Annotated in this window: 16 protein-coding genes and 1 pseudogene; 4 read left to right on the forward strand and 13 right to left on the reverse strand. The window is 61.0% G+C overall.

Going from position 1 to position 19,989, the window contains the following annotated elements; genetic code table 11:
• Positions 1-52 precede the first annotated feature (52 nt).
• Positions 53-1,180, reverse strand: a complete 1,128-nt coding sequence (locus tag SB822_RS20820; RefSeq protein WP_410855555.1) for an aminotransferase class V-fold PLP-dependent enzyme — start codon at positions 1,178-1,180, stop codon at positions 53-55.
• A gap of 410 nt (positions 1,181-1,590) precedes the next feature.
• On the opposite strand from SB822_RS20820, the gene SB822_RS20825 reads away from it, so the two are divergent.
• The 3 genes from SB822_RS20825 (at position 1,591) to SB822_RS20835 (ending at position 4,978) form a co-directional block, all read left to right on the forward strand.
• Positions 1,591-1,962 carry a YciI family protein gene (locus SB822_RS20825; protein WP_007740648.1) on the forward strand — a complete coding sequence of 124 codons (372 nt, stop codon included), beginning with the start codon at positions 1,591-1,593 and terminating at the stop codon, positions 1,960-1,962.
• Complete coding sequence (locus SB822_RS20830; RefSeq protein WP_410855518.1) at positions 1,959-3,227, forward strand: RNA polymerase sigma factor; 1,269 nt, start codon at positions 1,959-1,961, stop codon at positions 3,225-3,227. The genes SB822_RS20825 and SB822_RS20830 overlap by 4 nt, the downstream gene beginning before the upstream one ends.
• A gap of 98 nt (positions 3,228-3,325) precedes the next feature.
• Positions 3,326-4,978, forward strand: coding sequence for an FAD-dependent oxidoreductase (locus SB822_RS20835; RefSeq protein WP_410855519.1), 1,653 nt, complete (start codon positions 3,326-3,328; stop codon positions 4,976-4,978).
• Between the two features lie 204 nt (positions 4,979-5,182).
• Here SB822_RS20835 and SB822_RS20840 read toward each other — a convergent pair whose 3' ends face one another.
• The 7 genes and pseudogenes from SB822_RS20840 to SB822_RS20870 all read right to left on the reverse strand — a co-directional run bounded on the left by SB822_RS20840 (position 5,183) and on the right by SB822_RS20870 (position 12,007).
• Positions 5,183-5,443, reverse strand: coding sequence for a hypothetical protein (locus SB822_RS20840; protein WP_410855520.1), 261 nt, complete (start codon positions 5,441-5,443; stop codon positions 5,183-5,185).
• Positions 5,444-5,771: 328 nt separating this feature from the next.
• On the reverse strand, positions 5,772-6,887 hold the full coding sequence (locus SB822_RS20845; protein WP_410855521.1) for a transglutaminase domain-containing protein: 1,116 nt from the start codon (positions 6,885-6,887) through the stop codon (positions 5,772-5,774).
• A gap of 454 nt (positions 6,888-7,341) precedes the next feature.
• The gene (locus SB822_RS20850) at positions 7,342-7,806 is read right to left on the reverse strand and encodes a cupin domain-containing protein (protein WP_318225993.1); all 465 of its coding nucleotides are present in this window, start codon (positions 7,804-7,806) and stop codon (positions 7,342-7,344) included.
• Between the two features lie 170 nt (positions 7,807-7,976).
• Positions 7,977-9,632: pseudogene (locus tag SB822_RS20855) on the reverse strand (methyl-accepting chemotaxis protein); the annotation flags it as partial.
• A 708-nt stretch (positions 9,633-10,340) separates the two neighbouring features.
• Entirely contained in the window at positions 10,341-11,033 is a 693-nt protein-coding gene (locus SB822_RS20860; RefSeq protein ID WP_410855522.1) for a phosphatase PAP2 family protein, read from the reverse strand.
• 129 nt (positions 11,034-11,162) lie between these two features.
• Positions 11,163-11,426, reverse strand: coding sequence for a hypothetical protein (locus SB822_RS20865; protein ID WP_410855523.1), 264 nt, complete (start codon positions 11,424-11,426; stop codon positions 11,163-11,165).
• A gap of 86 nt (positions 11,427-11,512) precedes the next feature.
• On the reverse strand, positions 11,513-12,007 hold the full coding sequence (locus tag SB822_RS20870) for a hypothetical protein (protein ID WP_007740620.1): 495 nt from the start codon (positions 12,005-12,007) through the stop codon (positions 11,513-11,515).
• 236 nt (positions 12,008-12,243) lie between these two features.
• Between SB822_RS20870 and SB822_RS20875 the strand changes: the two genes are divergently transcribed.
• Positions 12,244-13,125 carry a class I SAM-dependent methyltransferase gene (locus tag SB822_RS20875; RefSeq protein ID WP_410855524.1) on the forward strand — a complete coding sequence of 294 codons (882 nt, stop codon included), beginning with the start codon at positions 12,244-12,246 and terminating at the stop codon, positions 13,123-13,125.
• A gap of 33 nt (positions 13,126-13,158) precedes the next feature.
• On the opposite strand, the gene SB822_RS20880 is transcribed toward SB822_RS20875, so the two are convergent.
• From SB822_RS20880 to SB822_RS20900, 5 genes are all read right to left on the reverse strand, one after another.
• Positions 13,159-13,692, reverse strand: a complete 534-nt coding sequence (locus SB822_RS20880) for an NUDIX hydrolase (RefSeq protein WP_410855525.1) — start codon at positions 13,690-13,692, stop codon at positions 13,159-13,161.
• Between the two features lie 291 nt (positions 13,693-13,983).
• Positions 13,984-17,562, reverse strand: coding sequence for an ImcF-related family protein (locus SB822_RS20885; RefSeq protein ID WP_410855526.1), 3,579 nt, complete (start codon positions 17,560-17,562; stop codon positions 13,984-13,986).
• The gene (locus SB822_RS20890; protein WP_410855527.1) at positions 17,559-18,725 is read right to left on the reverse strand and encodes a hypothetical protein; all 1,167 of its coding nucleotides are present in this window, start codon (positions 18,723-18,725) and stop codon (positions 17,559-17,561) included. Before SB822_RS20890 ends, SB822_RS20885 begins: the two co-directional genes overlap by 4 nt.
• A gap of 160 nt (positions 18,726-18,885) precedes the next feature.
• Positions 18,886-19,287, reverse strand: a complete 402-nt coding sequence (locus tag SB822_RS20895; RefSeq protein WP_152038161.1) for a hypothetical protein — start codon at positions 19,285-19,287, stop codon at positions 18,886-18,888.
• Between the two features lie 151 nt (positions 19,288-19,438).
• The gene (locus SB822_RS20900; protein WP_152038160.1) at positions 19,439-19,933 is read right to left on the reverse strand and encodes a hypothetical protein; all 495 of its coding nucleotides are present in this window, start codon (positions 19,931-19,933) and stop codon (positions 19,439-19,441) included.
• Positions 19,934-19,989: the final 56 nt, after the last annotated feature.

Here is a 19,989-nt window from a genome sequence, read left to right on the forward strand (position 1 = left end):
TGCCGATGCAGTGGCAAGAGCAAGCCATGCGCACACGCTCCGGAAAACCGCTCTAAAGAATTCTATCCAACGCCTTGGCGAGCCTGGCGACCGCGCCTTCAACATCATGCAGCTTATCCAGGCCAAACAATCCCACGCGGAAGGTCTTGAAATCTTCACCCTCATCGCATTGAAGAGGAACGCCAGGCGCGATCTGCAAGCCCGCATCGGCGAATTTCTTCCCCGATCGTATGCCGTCATCATCCGTGTAGCTGACCACAACACCCGGAGCCTGAAAACCTTCGGCCGCCACGCTTTTGAAACCTGCGCCAGTCAAGAGTGAGCGAACACGCTTACCGAGTTCAAGCTGCTCCGCTCTCACTTTGTCGAAGCCGTATGCCTCAGTTTCCTTCATGACGTCACGCAGTATCGCGAGACTGTCCGTGGGCATCGTGGCGTGGTACGCGAACCCACCGTTCTCGTAGGCCTCCATGATCTGCAGCCATTTGCGAAGATCGCAAGCGAAACTGGTGCTAGTCGTTGAGTCGATTCTTTCGCGAGCGAGTGCGCTGAGCATGACCAATCCGCAGCAAGGTGACGCGCTCCATCCCTTTTGCGGTGCGCTGATCAGGACATCGACGCCACTGGCCTGCATGTCCACCCAGACCGTACCGGAGGCGATGCAATCCAGTACGAACATGCCGCCGACGGCATGAACGGCGTCAGCCACCGCGCGCAAATAGGCATCAGGCAGCATCATCCCGGATGCGGTTTCGACATGCGGCGCAAAGACCAGATCCGGCTTGTTTTCCTTGATCGCAGCGACCACTTCTTCGATCGGAGCCGGCGCATATGCGGCCTGCCTTCCTTGTTCGACCGGACGCGCCTTCAACACCATCGATTCAGACGGAATGCTGCCCATGTCGAAAATCTGCGACCAGCGGAAACTGAACCAGCCATTGCGGATAACCAGACACTTCTTGTTTGTCGCGAACTGCCGGGCAACGGCTTCCATGCCGAAAGTCCCGCTGCCCGGGACGACAACAGCCGACTTCGCGTTGTAGACTTTTTTCAGTGCGTCGGAAATATCGCGCATGACTCCTTGAAAGAGCTGCGACATATGATTGATTGATCGGTCGGTGTACACGACCGAATATTCGAGGAGCCCCTCGCGGTCGACATCGGGAAGTAGACCTGGCACATTCGCCTCCGGTAATAATCGAATAAACGAATAAACGAATCGAAAACAGATTCTAACGAAAGCCACCTGCAACGCCATCGGCCGAGACGCCCCCGTTACCCTTCCAGCAGGTGTTGGCAGGGACCAGCCGCCGAGTCACGCCGGTTGGAAATGCTGCGTGGCAACAACCGGCACGATTGTTTACCTTCGCCCGAGCGTGGTTTCAAAATGAAACTCTCCTCTTGCTTGTGGGAGTGTGCCATGAAGACCGAACAATCCAGTGAGGCGTGGAACACTTTAGTCGGTTCGAGTAAGGCGGCTGTGCCGTCCGCAACTTTTCGACGCAACCTGTCCGTCAGCATGCGGCCCGCGCGTCATTGTGATGGCGGCCCGATGAAATCACCCGCCTCAACCTCATGACGGAGGCTCATATGCAATACCTGTTGATGATCTATTCAGAAGAAGGCCGCTGGAACCAGATGACGGACAGCGAGCGGCAGCAAGGCGTCGCCGCGTATCAGGCGTACACCGAATCGTTGAAAAAAGCGGAGGTGCTGGCGGGCGCAAACCGGCTACAGCACACGAACGCGGCCACCACGGTGCGACTCGTCGACGGCAAGCCGCAGGTTCTTGACGGACCCTTTTCCGATTCGAAAGAGCAGCTCGGCGGCTACTACCTGATCGACGTGCCGAACCTGGACGCGGCGATCGCGTGGGCGTCACGTTGTCCCGGCGCGGGGTACGGCACCATGGAAGTACGCCCGGTCTGGACGGCCCCCTACGATGCGCCGTCCGCTGCATGAGTCCCTCCGGCGGCGACCGTGACGCTGACGGCGCCGCGCGTTCGATTGCCGAGGCGGTCGCCCGCCGCGGTTACGGCAAGCTCGTCGCGCTGCTGGCGATGCGCACGCGCGACGTCGCCGCAGCCGAGGACGCGCTGGCCGACGCGTTCGCGGCCGCCCTCGCCGATTGGCCGGAGCGCGGCTGCCCCGCGAATCCCGAAGCTTGGCTGATGACGGTCGCGCGCCGCCGTGCGATCGACGGCGCGCGCCATCGCCGCGTCGGCGACGAAGTGGTGAACCAGCTCGCGATCCTCGCCGACGAGATCGACGAGCGTGAAGCAGGCGCGTTGCCCGACCGGCGGCTTGCGCTGCTGTTCGCGTGCACGCACCCTGCGCTCGAGGCTGCGATCCGCACGCCGCTGATGCTGCAGGTGGTGCTCGGGCTCGAAGCGAAGACGATTGCGTCCGCGTTCCTGATGTCACCCGCGGCGATGAGCAAGCGCCTTGTGCGGGCAAAGAACAAGATCCGTGAAGCGGGCATTCCGTTCAGCGTGCCCGAGCGCGAGGAGTTGCCCAGCCGGCTCGATGCGGTGCTGGAAGCGGTCTATGCGGTGTATGCGGAAGGGTGGACCGACCCGGTTGGCGGCGATACCGAGAGGCGCGATCTCACCGGTGAGGCGCTGTTTCTTGCGCAACTGCTTGTCGAACTGCTGCCCGAGGAGCCAGAGACACTGGGGCTGCTCGCGCTGATGCTGTATGCACAAGCGCGTTGCGACGCGCGACGCGATGCGGCCGGAGATTACGTCCCGCTGTCGGCTCAGGATCCGGCGACATGGAACGCGCCGATGATCGACGCAGCCGACGCACTGCTGCGTCGCGCGAACGCGTTCAACGCGATTGGACGTTTTCAGCTCGAGGCCGCGCTGCAGTCGGCACACGTGCACCGCTGCCGCACGCACTGCTCGAACTGGGACGAGATCGTACAACTTTATGATGCGCTGCTCACAATTGCAGCATCGCCGGTGGTCGCGGTGAACCGCGCGCTCGCGCTGGCGGAACGGGACGGTCCACGGGCGGCGCTCGACGCGCTCGAGCCGTATGCCGACGATCCGCGGCTGGCCGACTACCAGCCGTACTGGGCCGCGCGCGCCGATCTGCTCGCGCGTGCCGGCGCAACGGCCGAATCGCTCTGCGCGTACGACCTCGCGATCGGCCTTGCGCGTGATCCGGCCGTGCGCCGGTTCCTGCAGCGCAAGCGTTTCGATCTGTCATCGGCGAGCAGTTAGCCTGGCCTTGCGTCTGCCTTGCGAGGTCATATACTGGCTGAGTCTGCCTGCTGTCCGTGGACCGAGCTTCACCTCATCTGCTCTGTTTGGACGAAGCCATGCTCACCATCGATGACATCCGGGCGATTCCACTCTTCTCGACACTCTCCGACAACGAGCTGGAACATCTCGCGCACACGTCCGCAGACCTGCATCTGTGCGCGGGTGAATTCGCGGTCCATGAAGGTGGAGAGCGAGCGCTGTACGCCGTCCTGGCCGGCAAGATGGAAGTCATCAAGACGTTCGACGGCATCGAGCGCACACTGGGCTGGCGACTGCCCGGAACCATCTTTGGCGAAGTGCCGCTCGCGCTGAGTTCCCCGTTTCCAGGCGCCTATCGGGCCTCGGAGCCCTCGCGCGTCATGCGCGTTGACGCTCAGCGCTACTACACACTCGCTGCTGCGTCGCCGGAAGTTGCGTTGAAGATGGGCGCCCTCGCCCGCGAGCGCATCGGCGGACTGCAGGGCCTCTCCGCCGAACCGCCCAAGCCTCGCGTGACGCTTGTCGGCAATCGCTGGGACACTGCTTGTACCGCGTTGCGCCAGTTCCTGGCCCGCAACCAGATCAGCTGCGACTGGATGACGCCCGATGCGCCTGAACTGCCAGCGCGCTGGCCTGGCACTCGCCCGCCAGAGGAGGATTGCCCGGCGTTGCGGCTGGTCGACGGGACGGTGCTTTGCCGGCCGGCGACACGCCAGCTCGCCGGGTTACTGGGTCTGCAGACTCAGCCCCACCTTGCCGGATACGACACGTTGATCATCGGTGGTGGCCCGGCAGGTCTTGCTGCGGCAGTCTATGGTGCGTCGGAAGGCTTACGCACTGTGGTGGTGGAGCGCGAAGCGCCAGGCGGGCAAGCCGGGACTTCCTCGCGCATCGAGAATTACCTCGGCTTTCCAAACGGCGTGTCAGGCGACGAACTCGCGAGCCGTGCCTTGCAGCAGGCAAGGCGGCTGGGTGCCGAGATTCTGGTGACGCGATCTGTCGATCGAATCGATGTCGACGGGCGTAACGTTCACCTGGACGGAGGCGACGTCATCCATGCGCGAACGATCATTCTCGCGACTGGCGTCACGTGGCGCCGCCTCGCGATCGATGGCTTCGACCGGTTTATCGGTAAAGGAATTTACTACGGCGCGTCGCGCAGCGAAGCGAACGCGACTCATGGACTCGACGTCTATCTGATCGGCGGTGGAAACTCGGCCGGCCAGGCCGCGTTGTACTTTGCCAATCATGCACGCATGGTGACGCTCATCTTGCGAGGCGATTCACTTGAGAAGAGCATGTCTCGCTATCTGATCGAGCAACTTCGCAGCAAGTCAAACGTGGCGGTGCAACAGCGTTCGGAAGTTGTCGGCGCATACGGCGATACCCATCTGACATCGATCGACATACGCGAAGGGCCGAGCGCCGAGGTAAGCCGGCACGACTGCGGTGGATTGTTCGTGTTCATTGGCGCCGATGCAGAAACCGGGTGGTTGCCGACGGAGATCGCTCGTGACGCACGCGGATATGTTCTCACCGGGGACGACGTCGTTAAGGCGGGACACTGGTCTTGTAGCCGTGATCCCTACCTGCTCGAATCGAGTGTTCCTGGCGTGTTTGCCTGTGGGGATGTGAGGTTGAGCCCTGTCAAGCGTGTCGCTTCAGCCGTCGGCGAGGGCAGCATGGCAATCGCGTTCGCTCACAAATATCTGCAGCACGACGCTAGCTAGCAGGCGTATGTGTGCCTGGCACAGTGGGTTTCGATTGATTCTGAACGTCCGCTTCGATGCGTCGGATAGATGGTTTTGGGCCTGTTGCCGCTGACAGCGCTCATGTGGCCAAGCGCCGTCCACCACACGTAAAGGTCGACAACCTCGTCGCCGATATCCTCGACTCTGACTGGGACAGCGACGTCACAGTAGTCATCGACAATGTCAAAACGAAGGGCGCACTACTGATAGCGAGTAACGACCCATGTCCATTCCGGTTATCTGGTGCGGCAGCGTCGCACTCTGTTTTGCATAACTGATTGAAGCCTGCTTCCGATCGCTGGAATCCGAATATTGGTACGTCGTCTTTTCTTGAGCTAGTTGTGCCCTGACGTCGTCATTCATCGCCGGCGGCGTCGACTGAGCGAACGAAGATACAGCCGGGACCAAAATAGATGCAGCGACGATGAGCTGAACGAGTTTCATAATTTTTCTCCAGGGAGTGTTTCGCGCGCAGCCTTTTGCGGGCTCGGAGAAAGCAGTGTAGATCGGCGACCGCTTAGATGTGAGCACAAACAGGGCAATTCATTGTTGTCGGTTTATGTCCGATCATGGCTTTGTGGCGAAAGCGCGCCGAGGCAAGTCCCAATGTGCTCCCGGCTGAGGACGCGGCACCGCTTAGCGCAACCCACAGCGGAAAAGAATCGAAGCACAAGGCGATATAGATCACCTCGGCGTGTTCTGCGGGTCGATCGCTTCGGGGTGCTCTTTTGGTCACGGCGGTGTCGGGCGCGGCGCGCGATGCACGCCTCAGTCAGCGTGTCGCCACGCGTATCAGCCCTGCCGCCGGACCCGGCTTCGCCCGCGCATCTGCCTGGTCAACGGCGACGCGCCACTTCGGAAACGTCGCGGAACCGTCGACTTTCCACGACTCGCCCATCTCGTCGACATACATCGCGTTCGCGCTTCGCCCGGCCGCCGACGCACGCCGCAGCGCGCCCGGCGCGGCGCGTTCGAACGACCGGCTGCCCTGTTCGTTGAACACTGTCGCAAGCGGCCGCCGCGCCTGGCCCGATCGGCTGAGCGGCGCGGTTAGCGGTCCTGCGGGCGCGCGCAACACCGCGCCGGCGGGCTCGCGGCCGGCGAGGATCGCGCCGAGCAGCGCGGACGGACCGCTCGAAGCTGATGCTTCGTTGGCCGTCTCGCTGGCGCGCTTCGCGTTCGGCGCGCTCGGTGAATCGAGTGCGAGCGGTTCGCTCGCGCCGTCGATCTGCACGACGAGGATGACGTGCCAGTCGTCCGGCGTGTTGTTGTAGCGCGGCGCGAGCGACACGAGACGCAGCCGCGCGATGTCGAAACCCGCGTCGCGCAGCAGCAGATATTTGGCGACGGCGAAATCCTTGCACACGCCGCTTTCGGCAAAGAACCGTGCCGGCGCGTAGTAGCTGCCGTCGGTTCCGTCGCGGTAGCGGACCTCATTGACGAGCGCGTCGGCGAGCAGCACGGCTGACGCATCGCCGGCCTTCGCGCGCTCTGCCCGCACCTGCGCAACGAGACGGCCCCAGCCGGCGGGTGCGCGCGTCAGGTGGCTGCGCAGCGCTTCGCGCAGGCGCTGCACGCGGCCAATCGCATCCGACGATGGTTCGAGCTGCTTGTCGGCAAGCGGCAGGAGGAACATCAGGTCGCCGACTTGCGCGAGTTCGGGGCGGATCTTGCGGTTGGCTTCCCACCACGTCCCGGCGCGCAGGCGCTCGATACCCGCTTTCAGTGCGTGAGGCGTGGCCGAATCGCTGGGGCCCGCGTCGCGCGTGCCGGATACAAAGCGTTGCGTTGCGGCCGGCAGGTTCGTGGCGCCCGCGACGGCGGGCAAAAGCACCGCGGCCGCTAACGAGCACTGGATAAAGCAGAGGAGCAGTCGAGCGAGCGGCATGTGAAACTCCCGGAAGCCACACCGGGCGCCGATGCGCCCGGTGTTTCGAAGCCTCCCGATGCCGTCTACGCTATTCGACGCAAGGCAACGCTGGCTTGAAACCAACATTGCATGCAACGTGCCAATTCGTCGTATCGCTCTACGCCATTGATTAAACAAGGAATTGTCTTTGCGAGGCTGGGTGCTGCAAATGCCTCATGACGCCCACCGCCCAACAGGCACGCGATATCCGTTGGCGCTACCCGCACACTTTGACGTCGGAGGCCGTGTCCCCCTTCCATCGCTCCTTCGGCCCGCAGGTCAGTTAACGAAGACGCGGGTTTCCTGGCGCCACGTAGCCGCCTGATATGCGCCCGTTCTCGAATGACGGCAATGGCCGATCATTTGCCGTTCAAGGTCCAGCATCCGCTCGCACAGCCATAACCATCAGATAGCGTCGGATATCGACGACACGTCAGGGAACCATCTGCATATCGCCCGGAGCTTGCGGCGGCAGCTTGATAGAAAGGACCTTGAATTCGCCGCTGGTCGGCTCGGCCCCCGCATGTACCGTCCCCTTCGGGATAATGATCAGGTCGCCAGGGTGAATCTGACGCTGTTCGTTACCCAGCCAGAAAGTGCCGCTTCCCGAAATCACGTACTGGATTTCGTCGGAACCTCGATGCGTATGCTTGGGTACGTTACCGCTCTGCACTGCGATGGTCCCGCTCGGCGTGACTACCAGTCCCTTCGAACGCAAGGTACCCATGTTCGGAATCTGTGCGCCAAGATCGGCATCGGTCATGGCCGCCAGGTCGACGATCTGCGCCGTTAGCGGCGCGTTTGACGGCTGGGCTCGCGCCGGCGTGCCAAGATGGGATGCAAACATGCCGGCAACGAAGGCGGCGGGCAACGCCGCAAGATAGAGGTATTGACGCATGTTCTCGTCCTTTTAGATTAAGGGGGGACCATCGGCGTACAGTGCTCTGACGTGCTTTGTCTTTGTTGGATTGTCGCGCTATCGGGCAGGCGGTTCAAAACCAGGGCAACACCGTAGTACGCCACCGCGTTGCCGCAAACGGAGCCTACCTCTCGGGCGCTGTGGCTTTGCGGGCCGTCGGCCGTGCGGATGGCGTGCGTGGGCGCCGGGCGACTGGCTGCGGGGGCCCTTGCGCTCGTTACAGGCGAATCGGCACCGGCATCCAGACGAAAGAACGCAATCGCCTGATTAAGCTGCCGCCCCTGGTCTTCGAGTGATCGGGAGGCCGCCGCCGCTTCCTCTACCAGCGCGGCATTCTGCTGCGTGACTTCGTCCATCTGCGTGATGGCCTGATTGACCTGTTCGATACCCCGGCTTTGTTCGGTCGACGCAGCGGCGATTTCCCCCATGATGTCGGTCACCCGGGCGACGGCCTGTGTGACCTGCGACATCGTCTTTCCCGCCTCGTTCGCGAGCACCGAACCGTCCTGGATTTTCTGCACGGAAGCGTTGATCAGATCCTTGATTTCTTTCGCCGCGCTGGACGAGCGCTGCGCGAGGCTGCGCACTTCGCTTGCGACCACCGCGAACCCGCGGCCCTGTTCACCCGCCCGCGCCGCTTCCACGGCCGCGTTCAGCGCCAGGATATTGGTCTGGAAGGCAATCCCTTCGATGATCCCGGTGATATCCGCGATCTTGGTGGAGCTCGCGCTGATCTCGCCCATCGTGCCGGCGACCTGTCCGACCACCTCATTGCCCTTGAGCGCCACTTCGGATGCATTGGCGGAGAGCGAGCTCGCCTGCTGCGCGTTCTCAGCGTTCTGCCTCACCGTCGAGGTCAGCTCTTCCATGCTCGAGGCGGTTTCCTGCAGTGACGCAGCCTGCTGTTCGGTCCGTGACGAAAGATCGACGTTGCCCGAAGCGATCTGGCTGGAGCCAGTCGCGATACTGTCTGCCGCGGTGCGGACCTGAGCGATCAGACTGACGAGACTTGCCTGCATGTCACCCATCGAGGCGAGCACGCTCCCGGAATGCGCGCTCTTCGCCCCCGCGACCGGGCTCAGATCGCCCGCCGCGATGCGTTGCGTGACCGCACCCAGTTCGGCTGGCTCGGCACCAAGGGCGCGCAGCAAGCCCCGCGTGATGACGAGGCCCGCCACGATCGCCATCGCGACGGCGGCGAGGCAAATCACCGTCAGCAGGTTCCGCTGCGTCGCATAACGATCCTCCGACTCGCGAACCAGATCATCGGCACGACTACGCGTGTACTCCGCGTAGTCGTTCGATGCCTTGACCAGCGCGGCGAGCAGCGGCCGGCAGTCGTCGTTGATCTTCTTGACCGCTTCGTCGCGCCTGTTCGCAACGGCGAGGCCAACGATCGCGTTGGCAACGGGTGTATACGCGGCCTCGATCCGGTTGATTTCGCCCACGAGGCTGCGGGCTTTTTCAGTCGCATCGGACGCGGACGCAACCATCTCGTTGAGCTTCGCGAGGTTCGACTGCACCTCTATCTGGGCCTGCGCTTCGGCGGCCTTTTCCACCTCGAAATCGCCCGGCGTGGTGACCAGCGCCATGTTGCGCGCTGCAATCGCGCGCCGGTCAACCGCGGTTCGAACCTGCGCAGCCATATTGGCGCGGGCGTTGACGCCCGACAGAAAACTTGCGAACCGGTCGTTGGCGTCGTTCAGCGATTTCAGCGATATGCCCGACACGATCAAGACGACGGCGGCAAGAACGCCGAAAGCCCCCGTGAGCTTTGCCTTTACCGACAGAGTGTTGAGATTCATATTTGGACCTTAGTTGTCGCCTGTTGTGCGCGAGCAGGGGTTCGAGCCATTGGGTGTCGTGGAAGACGCGGCCCGGATAGCGCAGGACAACAAACTTCGCGCCTATGCATCTCGCATTACGGCGCGGTTGGGCGTTACTGTAGGGTGAGAAACCCTGCGGCGGGCGACGCAAAGGTTTGCGTGTAATTTAATTTTTATAGGGCCAAGCCGGCATTACTCACTAGATGACTCGTGGCGCTGGAGCACTGTGGAGATTGCCCGCGGCCAGAATCTACAATTGCGGCGAACGTTGGCTGGATCCGGCTCGGGCAGATCGACCGGCGTGGCGACGTCTCTCTGCGTACGCTGCTCGCTCAGGATGCCCGAAGAACGTTCAAGTCGGCGGTGCGTGCCGACCCCGCGCACACGCCGGCAACGACGGATATCTCCGAGCAAAACCGAGATCTGGCGCTGCGCTTACCGGCCACACGCCGCAGCAGTTCGATGGGGCCCGTGCGGCCGCCAATTCACCAGTTACTGCGCGAGTACTATCGGCCATGAGGCGCCGTTCATCTAGACCGTCACATGGACATTCATGCGACTGCTCCGCTTTCTGAGCGGCCGTTTCGATTACAACGACGCGTGTCGCGTCGACGAACCTGGCTTCGATAAAATCACTCGCTCGGGCGGCGCCACCACCGTCACGCTTTCAGCACCGCAACGCGTGGTTCATAGCGTTTTGAGCACACCGCTCGCCAGCTTGCGCAGTTCGTCGAACTGCGTAACGAGTTCGAGGCACAGAATAAAGGCCAGCATCGCTGAAGGCCCCGGGCAGCGTTCGATCCATCGCAGCGCCGGAGTCGCGTAGCGCACGCGGATCGCATCTCGCGTCATGACATAGGTAATTCCGATCCCCACAGCAGCGCCCACCAGCAAATCGGTTGGGTAGTGAAAGCCGAGATAGGCGCGCGGAACGCAAATGAATAGCACGGTATAGAGAATCGCCAGCGCACCGACTCCGCGCCACACGAGGAAGATGCCGGTGGCGACCGCCATCCATAGCATCGCGTGATCGCTTGGGAAGGAACTCCAACTTGTCAGCAGTGCTTCCTTGATATCGCTACCTGCAAACTGCAGATGCAGTTCGGCGCTATAGATGGGGCGCACTCGGAACGGCAACCAATGGGTGAGCAGCCTTCCGACGAAGAGCGCCACGAGGCCACTGAGAAGCGTCGCGAGAACCATTTCTCGCCGCCATTCGCGGCGCTCGTCCTGCTGAAACCACATCCACCACAGGACGGGAATCAGTACGAGGCCTTTGAAGGTGTAAAGGTCGGCGATGGATTCTATGGATCGGGTCGCGAAATGACTGAAGTGTATGTTGGACAGATATGTCTCGATAGACGAATCAAAGCTATTCATTAATTGTCAGAAACTACTTCAGTTATTCACATCGACGTTAGCATAGCCCACTGGATGTGCCGCATCTTTGGTGCTTACTTTCACTGACAACTTTTACTGCGCAATTTCATCGCCAACTTCATTGACGGCTTACGGGGCGAGTATCTTCTTCAGGCTGGGTATGCCGACGAACACCGCGCCGGCCACGTCCATCGGAAAATCTCGGGTGGCTATGGCGACACCCGCTCGATACTCGTCGATCAGTGCGTCGATAGCCGCAGCTGAAATGCCGTCCACTGTCGCTGGGTGACGCAATCGAGCTTCGGCCGAGAATCCTCCGACGACCTCATCCCTCGAATGTCCGCTGCACTCCGAGACGCGCCGCACAGTTTGCAGGATGATGACTGTCTGCATCGGGTCGCCGCCTTCTGCCGTTCGTCGTGCAGTGACTTCTGCCGTAGGAACGGCCGCAGTACGCCCACACGAGAAGGCTGCTTTTGTTACTGTGCGGGCGGCTGCCCCGAGGAAAGTATCGTCCTCAGCTTTGTGCCGCCGATGGATTCGCAATTGGAAGGCTTCGGATCAGTCCATTGCACCGCGACGCCACGGACGACGGGCCGGACCATACGCCAAGGCCAGAAGCCGAAGCGCTGTGATCCGTTGTACTCGACAATTGCGTCTGCTCCTCGTAGTTGGGCGTACTCCGCCATCTTCGGGAGAATGTCCTGAACGCTACCGTACGAGCCCTTGCCGATCTTGATGTTCTTGATGACCTTGTATTTCTGACTGGCGGGCGGGAGGCGCGCGAAGAAACAGAATTCACCGAGGTCGCTGTGAAGATCGCTCGTCGAGGCTTCGTGGCTTTTGGAGATGTCCACTTCAGCGTCGGGCGCGGCATCCGATGCCGGTTCCGCTGAATGGGCGGTATTCGCGGCGAGGCCGATAACGAACAATGATGCGATCAACGGAACTACGAATTGCCGTGCAGGGTTCATGAGTGGTCTCAACGATTCGCGCCGGGTTAGCGTTTTATTGTGGAGACGGGATAGTAAGCGACTGTAAGCCTGCCGACCACTATGAAGTGTTGTGCGTTCGCATCGGTTGCGCGAGGTGGCTTGCTTGTGATTAAGCTGGCAGGCGCACACCGCCGCGCGAGCGGCGAAAATGACCGGGAAGCAGATAGCTCAAGAACCGCGTATCGTATCCCGCATCTCAAACCTGAATCGATTCCATGTACGCTACTCGCCATGACCGCGCACGCGCAGTCACGATTGCCGCCACCTTTCTTATGCTCACACTGACAGGCTGCGCGTCCTCGTCGCTGGATTCGCAAAACTCATCGCGTGATTCGCAATCGCAAGGTTCCGGCGCCACGTCGCTCGATGCCGCCATCAGTGGATCGCAGCGTAGCAGTCAGGCGCGTGCGCGCGACGTCTACCGTCATCCGAAAGAAACGCTGCAGTTCTTTGACCTCGGTCCAACGCAGGCGGTGTTGGAGATCGCCCCGGGAGGAGGATGGTATTCAGACATACTTGCGCCCTACTTGCGCAACGCGGGGCAGCTTTACGAGGCGCAATATCTCAGCACATCCGCCGATCTCGCTGCAGAAGACAGCGCGACCGATGCTGCTTATCGGCGCAAGCTCGCCAACGCTCCATTGGTTTACGGGAACGTCGTCGTCGGCACATTGCACGCAGGCCAGTTCAACGGCTTCGACGCGAATGAGAGATTCGACCGTGTGCTCACGTTTAGAAACATCCACAACTGGATCAAGGACGGGCAATTCGATGCGAACCTGCGCGCGTTCAACGGCGCATTGAAGCATGGCGGCGAACTTGGCGTTGAGGAGCACCGCGCACGGCCAGGAACGACTGTGCAACAAATGATCGATTCCGGTTACGTGACTGAAGCGTTCGTCATCGAGCATGCACAAGCAGCCGGCTTCGTTCTGGTTGCGCGCAGCGAAATCAACGCGAATCCGAGAGATACAAAGGACTATCCGCACGGCGTGTGGTCGCTGCCGCCCAGTTATCAAGGCGGTGACGTCGACAAGTCCCGCTTTGCTGCAATCGGGGAATCGGATCGCATGACGCTCAAGTTCGTCAAGCCTTAGCGATCGTAGGCGTCATGACAGCGGGAGAAAGGGCTACGCAAGATCGCGACAAGCGCTCACGCAACTCTTCCCCTTTCGGGCACTTTCTGCGGGTGCGTTATCGCGGCTGACGACGTGCGCGAATTGAAGCGGGTCCTGCGCGAGCGCGTTACGCAGGAATGCGGGGCGCACGTCGATGCTTGCCAGTTCGTGCCGGTTGAACCACGAGAATTCGAGCTTGCGGCCCTGCTCGTTGCCTGCGTGGCGCATGGAGAAATCGAGGATGCGGGCGTCGGGCGGTACTTCGGTGGCGAAGTACAGGCCGACTTCGTGATGTGGACGACCACCACCCGTGAAGAAGTTTTCGACGATCCAGAGCAAGCGCCCCACTTTCACCTGGATATCCAGTTCCTCGCGCATCTCGCGCGCGACGGCCGTAGCCGCCTCCTCGCCCGCCTCAACGCGGCCGCCTGGCAACGACCAGTATTCGTCGCCTTCCAGCATGTGCAGGAGGACACGGTCGCCTGTCGTGATGACGGCGACGGCGCGGAAGTTGAAGCGGTGGCCGTCGGTGTCGAAGGAGATCATGGGCTTGTATGCATGCGCGGGTGTTGGGGATGCGCTATTTCGCCGGAAATGGCGGCGATGTGCAAGCTCGGGGCGTATGCGTTGCCAGGGGCTGGCTGAGTCGGTCGAGGCAGTGGCGATGGCACATCGGGGATCAGGGACAGAAGATATTGCGACGCTCGGCGACTTCTCCCCATGGGATGAAGTCGCCAAAGCGCGAGCTCAGTACCTGTGAGCGCGTTTGCCAAGTAGTGCGTCAAGACGATTGGAAATTTTCCCTGGCTTATACGTGAAGCTCTTCGTCGGTTGATCTCAGCTTTGCGGCAGTGGTGTTGCTGCGCGTTTGCCTGCTTCGAGTGCCGCCTTCGGCAACGGCGGCGGCCCGTTGTCCTTCGCCAGGTTCGCCGCGCCCGGTGAACGGCTCACGAAGATGCGCGAAGGCAGTACGAAGCCCTTGAGCGCAAGCAGTTCGAGCGGACCCTTGCCCACGTCGGTGCGCATCATGTAGCCCAGCGCGTGCGTGTCGCTGCCCAGAGCGGGCTTGCCGGGCTCCTGCGCGATGAGCGTGTCGATGTCGTAGGCGGCGTCGCTCGCGGACTTCGCAGCCGTGGGCCTGATCTCCCGCACGAACGGCGAGGCCTGCCAGGTCAGCATGTACGTCGCGCTGTCGACGGGTTCTACGCGCGCGCGTTCGAGCATCCGCACAAATGCCCAGCGTCCGTCGAACTCCAGACTGCGGTTCGTGCCCGCCTTCTCCGTCTGCCATTCGAGGCGCGTGCCCGTTCTCTGAGGATCGTTCGACGGCCAGTTCATCGGTTGCCAGGTTTCCTGCTGATTGAAGTAGTGCAGCTTCTGGCCATCGACGGTGAGTAGCGTATCTGTGATGCCCGGCGACGGCACCGGTTTGAAGTCGACGCGATACTGCGGCTCGCCCTGCGCGAGCAGGTGCCCTGCGATGCGTTGCAGCGTGTTGATAGCGGTAAGGAACGAAGGATCGAAGACGAGCGAGGACGTTGCCGTGGTGACGGGCATCCATTGATCGCCCTGCAACTCCAGCACGCCTGCGAGCTGGCTGGCGAGAAACGCGGAGATCAGGCCGCCTTGTGGTCGCAGGAAGCGCGCGAGTTCGGGCAGCGAGGCGTCGTTGGCGGTGCTGGCGAAGGGATAGCGTCCCGCGAACGAGCGGTTCCACGCCGAGACGATGCTCTGCTGCCAGGCTTCGTTCAGGCTCGCCTGGGCGGGCTGGAGCACGGTCTGCAAGGCCTGCGCGACAGGGCGCACGAACAGCGCGTCGCCCATCCCCGCCCATTGCGCGCCGAGGCTCGCGGCGATCATGCGGGCGTAGGACTGCGTGTCGGCGAGTTCGGAACCTTTGCCCTGGAAGAGGGTTTGTGCGACCTGTCTCGCCTGTGCGTCAGCGTCCGGGCTGTCGCCGATCTGCTGTAGCCGCAGCCGCAACGTCGTGACGCGCTCCAGATAGCGTTGCAGGCTCAGGTCGCTGTAGCCGGCTGCCGTTTTGTTGCTTGATGACGGCACGTCGCCGCCAGTCCCCTGCGCGACGAGGCGCAACACGGGACCGAACGACGGTCCGAGCGGTCCCGCGGGATCGGGCCGGGCCGCCCGCGGTTCATCGGTCTTGCTGCCACCGAAGATGTTCTGCGCCTTCGTGACGAGCGTGTCAGACAGCGATGTCCTTTGGGCGCCTGCGCCGCCCTGATACTCGAGCGACTTCATCAGCGCGATCAGTGGCGACTGGCGCGCGTCAGCCATGGCCTTGAGCTGGCCGATGGCGGCGGGCATCGACGGTGCGTTCTCCCACTGGATCGTATTCATGAAGGCCTGCCAGTGTTCGGCGTAGTCGGCGAAGTAGTGGCTGGTGAGTGCGGCCTTCAGGACCTCGGGTGACGATGCGGTCTGCGTTTGCTGTGTGCCGTTTGTTGTGTTGGCGCCGGCGAGCACCCAGTCGCTGGCGGTGCCGTTGTGTTTTGCGGCGTCGTCGATGGCCTGCGCGATCGTGCCTTCCCATGCCTCTCGCGTGAATACGCCGGGAACCGAGGCTGAGGTGCGGAACAGGCCGCGTGTGTCAGTGCCTGCTGTCAGAGAGGCCAGCGTCTGGTCCGGGTACTTCCTGCCGACGGACGCGACGATGTCCTGATAGATCGTGTCTTCGGAGTTCTTTACGCCGATCACGGCGAGCAGTGTCTGACGTGAGCCGCTGATGAGGTCGTCGCGAGCGTCGATGCGCCATTCAGGATGCTGCTTCAGATGATCCGCGTAGAAGCCGAGCAGGCGCTGCGAGAGGTCGAGCTTCTCGCCTGGCGGCAGGTCGGCGGCGATGTTCCAGTAGTGCGGCAGCAACGGCGCCATGAAGGACGGATCGGCGTGTGCGGGCTCCGACATCATCAGATAGGTCTTCAAGGTCCTGTGACCGTCCTGCGCAAGCTGGCTCGTCTGGTTATCGAGCTGGGTGGTCTGCATCTGGTTCAGATCGACCAGTTGCGCTTCGAGGTTCTGCTGTACGGGTGCGATCAGCGTGTCGCGGGCGGCGCGTGAGTAGGGCTTCCAGACGGCTGAGAGTGTTTGTGCATCGTGGTTCAGGCCGAAGCGGGTTTGAAGCGGCGTGTGGTGCTGGATGCGGTCTTCGTACAGTGAGATGCGTTGCTGGAGTGCGAGCAAGTTGCGCAGACGCGCGGCGGAGTCCTGTGCGGTGTCCAGGTTGCGCACGGCTTTGCTGGTGAGGACGAGGTCGTGGGCGTTGGTGGCGGCGGAGAGGAGCAGGCCCGTGGTCCATAGTGCGACTGCGCCAAAGGCGATCGCCGAGAAGACGGTGACGGGGTGCAGGCCGATGCGGTGACCGCCTGTGCGTTGGGCGTCGGCGGCGAGGTGGTGCCAGAGGGCGGCGTCCAGTTCTTTGTTACCTACCGGCGGATGCGTGGTGAAGAACACCCCGCGCACTCCCACTGCGCGACACAGGCGCGAATTGACGCCTGCGATCCAGTTCGACAGCGCCGCGATGCGGCTGTCGAGATACTCGGACATAAGGCCTGTATAGCGGTCGCGGTCGTCGCGGCCGATCTGCGCGATGCCGAGGTTGGTCAGGCGTATGTTCAAACCGCCAAGTGCTGTGCCGATAGCGTGCGCATCGGCCGCGTTAGGTAACTCGCATCCGATAACTGGCGTCGTGTTCGGCGCTCTGGCCGAGAGTTCAGCCTGATCTAGCACGTACACGGGCGCAGACCACTGCAGCGTATTCATGATGCACACGAGATTCATAGCCCACCCCGTTGTGCTGCGCGCGGTATCAGGCAGCGGCGTGGCTCCATCGAGTGCAAGCACCATTGCATCGATTAGGCGGGCACGACGCAGCCGACGAATCTGGCGCAGCCACAATTCATCGGGCTGGCCATCTGTTCCCGCTCCGCCCCATAGCAGCACGACATCGTCCGTGATGAGCCAGCCTCTTTCGGCCACTCCGGGCAGCAACCGGCGAACGGTGGGGGCGTCGCCGGTGACAAGTAGCCAGGTATGGGTGTATGCCCAACGGAACCGCCGCGACTGCTGAAGTTGAAACCGCAGATCCTTTGCCCATCCCACAGCGCGTGTGGCACTCTGCTCTGCCTCTTGAGTGACCTTGTCCGCCGGCACGGGTGGCTCGATCCCCTGCTTCCTTGACGCTTGCTGCACGGTGAGCTGGATCTGTCGGCGTCGCGGCAGGACATACGCGAGTGCGCCCGCGATTAGCACAGTCGTCCAGACGATAATTTGTCGGTATCGCGTAAACCAGGCAGCCAGATCCTTCACGTCAACAGTGAACAGGATCACGCCGGCAAGGATGGCGATGATCGCTCCGGCGACCAGACACCGGCCCAAGATGTGTTTCTTCAATGTCAAGTTTGTATTTCCTCTCGCGGCGAGTGAGGCTGTGCTGACGCGATCATGCACAGGTTCAAAGGCTCATTCTCCGACTCACGCCAGGCGACAAGATGTGGCCCGGTTCCCTGTGTAGCCTCCAGTGCGGTCGCAAGCGCGATCCAGCTGCTCGCGGGCCCTGGTTTGCCCACGACGCTGTCAAGCTGCCGCTCGATCACTGGTATCTTGGGATCGGGCGTCAGCGCAGAAGTGATAGCGACCGACTCGTCATCGCACCTGGTGAACCAGACGTGCGTGGCGGTATCCGGCTGTAGTTGCATGTCGACAACCTGAGCCAGATCTCCTTCGAGCGTATCGCTTGCGACGATCATCGGCCTGAAGATGTAACCCGCCTGCGTGGCAGCCTGATCAATCAGAAGAGCTGCGGCGCTCTCACTGAAGTTGTGCTCCTTCTGACCGTTCGGCCAGATCTGTACGGCGATGATGAGGTGCGGCGCGGCATCGTTGAGATCGACCTGCTTCGCGAGCCACTGTGCGCAGCCCACTGCCCGCTCGACCACGACGGTGAAGTTGCAATTTGGCGCGATCTTGCCGAAAGTAGTTCTGGCGGCCTCTTTCCACGCGTTTGCAAACGCAAGCGAAGCATCGTCAAGCAGAAGCTTGATGGACATCGCCTGTCTGTCCGCGAGCGTTGCCTGTAACCCTCTGGCGATGCGGTCTAGCAGTTCCTGGCGTCGCGGCGCCTCGGTCTTGCCTTTCGTCCATGAGAAGGCTTTCGCGCGCCCTGTGTTCACGGGCAGATCGGCATCGGCATCGCTCAGTTGCGCCGTGAGAGTCGGGATCGGAAGGACCGCCAGTGCCGTGATGACATGAACTCGACGACGGCACCACCCTCGCCATAGCAACGTGATCCGCTCTTGCTCACGCTCGGCCTCTTCGGCAATCGTCTGCTCGCGCTCCCAACGATCGAGCCGAATACCGTACGCAAGGACGCAAGTGACTAGCGGGATACCTACGAGCAGCGCCCAGAATTGAAGGCCCTGCGTTGGCCTGCCATGGCGCCATAGCAGTAGTACGCAGCCGGCCATTCCAATGGCTATTGCTGTGAGCGCCGACAACCACAGACGCAAGGAGATCGGCTTAGGTCGCTCGACTTTTTTGAATGTTGGGATCGGCCAGGGCATGAAGGAGGCGATAAATTCAAAATCTGCACGTTTAGTGATACTAAAAAAGTGGCACAGTTCGCAAAAAATTCCATTTCAGCCTTATTTAATCAAATTGTCGAATGCATGAGGCCCTCTCAGATCGAGTCATTCTGCACTATGCATTCGTGTTCATCACTTTTCAATGACGGTCCAACACTGCGTCACTAGGAGCGTAAAATTCTCCATCATCTGGATTTTTGGTGATATGCCATAGCAGATGATCGTTTTGAATTGCAATTCGCGCCTTTCCATTTTTTGCGCCGAAAAACGAGGAGAAATGGACTGTTGCCGACTGCCCCGTGCGATCAATGACTCCATCGATGTTTGTGTTTCTCTCGTCATCACAATCTGTCCTGTTGCCGTTTTCAGCGACAGCGCAATATTGCCCTTTGAGCACATTTCCATGCGCGTTAAGCTCAATCGAAAACGTTCTAGTGCTCGGCGCGACGCTCCAATTCCAGCTACCTTCAAATGAATGGGCATACGCACGTCCATTAGCACTGATAGCAGTAAGAATACATCCCAAATAAAACGCATTCATTCTCAAAACTCTTACTCGCTGCGGTTTAAGCGGTAGTCGGCCTATTCGCCCATTCATCCAAAAGTTTTTATTTTCGAACTTCGTCCGCGTTGGACTACCAGGAGCATTTCCCCGCGCACGGGCAGTTTCCAAACCTGGTTCTAGGCGAATCTCATGAACATCCAAGCGCGCTACGCTCATCGCATCTCAACTGCTTAATGATTTTCGACATATTATCGATCACTTGCGATTGGCATTTAATCTGCACCACCTCATTTCCATTCTCAGAAACAACTACACCATAGCGTGGAATTGGCCCTTCGGCAGCGTCGTAATCTCTAAACACCGAATACTCGTAGCCCACCGTTACGAAACCGATCCTTGTGTAATCAACGTTTGATCGGAAATAATGATTGAAGAAAAATCCATCTTCGCCCCCTTGCTTCCCAGAATATGAAAACTCGATTCTTCCTGGTCTACCGTATCGGTAAGAGATCGAACGAGTGCGCTTATCTAGACATAACTCGATGGTTTTCAACCTCTCAGTAGAACATGAGAAAACCACCGATTCCGCCGGCGTACATTGGAAAGTCGAGGCTCGGGCTGCGCCGTAAATCGTGGTAACCAACAAAACAAGAAAACGAGTTGCGCTTTTCGCCGATTTCATGCCTCACCAAGCTCCCAATAGATTCGTTGCATCACCGCGCGCTCTCCAGCAACGCG

The organism is Paraburkholderia sp. SIMBA_054, assembly GCF_046534875.1.
Taxonomy (GTDB): domain Bacteria; phylum Pseudomonadota; class Gammaproteobacteria; order Burkholderiales; family Burkholderiaceae; genus Paraburkholderia; species Paraburkholderia hospita.

Coding starts and splice junctions, on each gene's coding strand:
- SB822_RS20825 (WP_007740648.1), top strand. CDS start 1,591: ATGCAATACCTGTTGATGATCTATTCAGAAGAAGGCCGCTGGAACCAG.
- SB822_RS20830 (WP_410855518.1), top strand. CDS start 1,959: ATGAGTCCCTCCGGCGGCGACCGTGACGCTGACGGCGCCGCGCGTTCG.
- SB822_RS20835 (WP_410855519.1), top strand. CDS start 3,326: ATGCTCACCATCGATGACATCCGGGCGATTCCACTCTTCTCGACACTC.
- SB822_RS20840 (WP_410855520.1), bottom strand. CDS start 5,443: ATGAAACTCGTTCAGCTCATCGTCGCTGCATCTATTTTGGTCCCGGCT.
- SB822_RS20845 (WP_410855521.1), bottom strand. CDS start 6,887: ATGCCGCTCGCTCGACTGCTCCTCTGCTTTATCCAGTGCTCGTTAGCG.
- SB822_RS20850 (WP_318225993.1), bottom strand. CDS start 7,806: ATGCGTCAATACCTCTATCTTGCGGCGTTGCCCGCCGCCTTCGTTGCC.
- SB822_RS20860 (WP_410855522.1), bottom strand. CDS start 11,033: ATGAATAGCTTTGATTCGTCTATCGAGACATATCTGTCCAACATACAC.
- SB822_RS20865 (WP_410855523.1), bottom strand. CDS start 11,426: ATGCAGACAGTCATCATCCTGCAAACTGTGCGGCGCGTCTCGGAGTGC.
- SB822_RS20870 (WP_007740620.1), bottom strand. CDS start 12,007: ATGAACCCTGCACGGCAATTCGTAGTTCCGTTGATCGCATCATTGTTC.
- SB822_RS20875 (WP_410855524.1), top strand. CDS start 12,244: ATGTACGCTACTCGCCATGACCGCGCACGCGCAGTCACGATTGCCGCC.
- SB822_RS20880 (WP_410855525.1), bottom strand. CDS start 13,692: ATGATCTCCTTCGACACCGACGGCCACCGCTTCAACTTCCGCGCCGTC.
- SB822_RS20890 (WP_410855527.1), bottom strand. CDS start 18,725: ATGCCCTGGCCGATCCCAACATTCAAAAAAGTCGAGCGACCTAAGCCG.
- SB822_RS20895 (WP_152038161.1), bottom strand. CDS start 19,287: ATGAATGCGTTTTATTTGGGATGTATTCTTACTGCTATCAGTGCTAAT.
- SB822_RS20900 (WP_152038160.1), bottom strand. CDS start 19,933: ATGAAATCGGCGAAAAGCGCAACTCGTTTTCTTGTTTTGTTGGTTACC.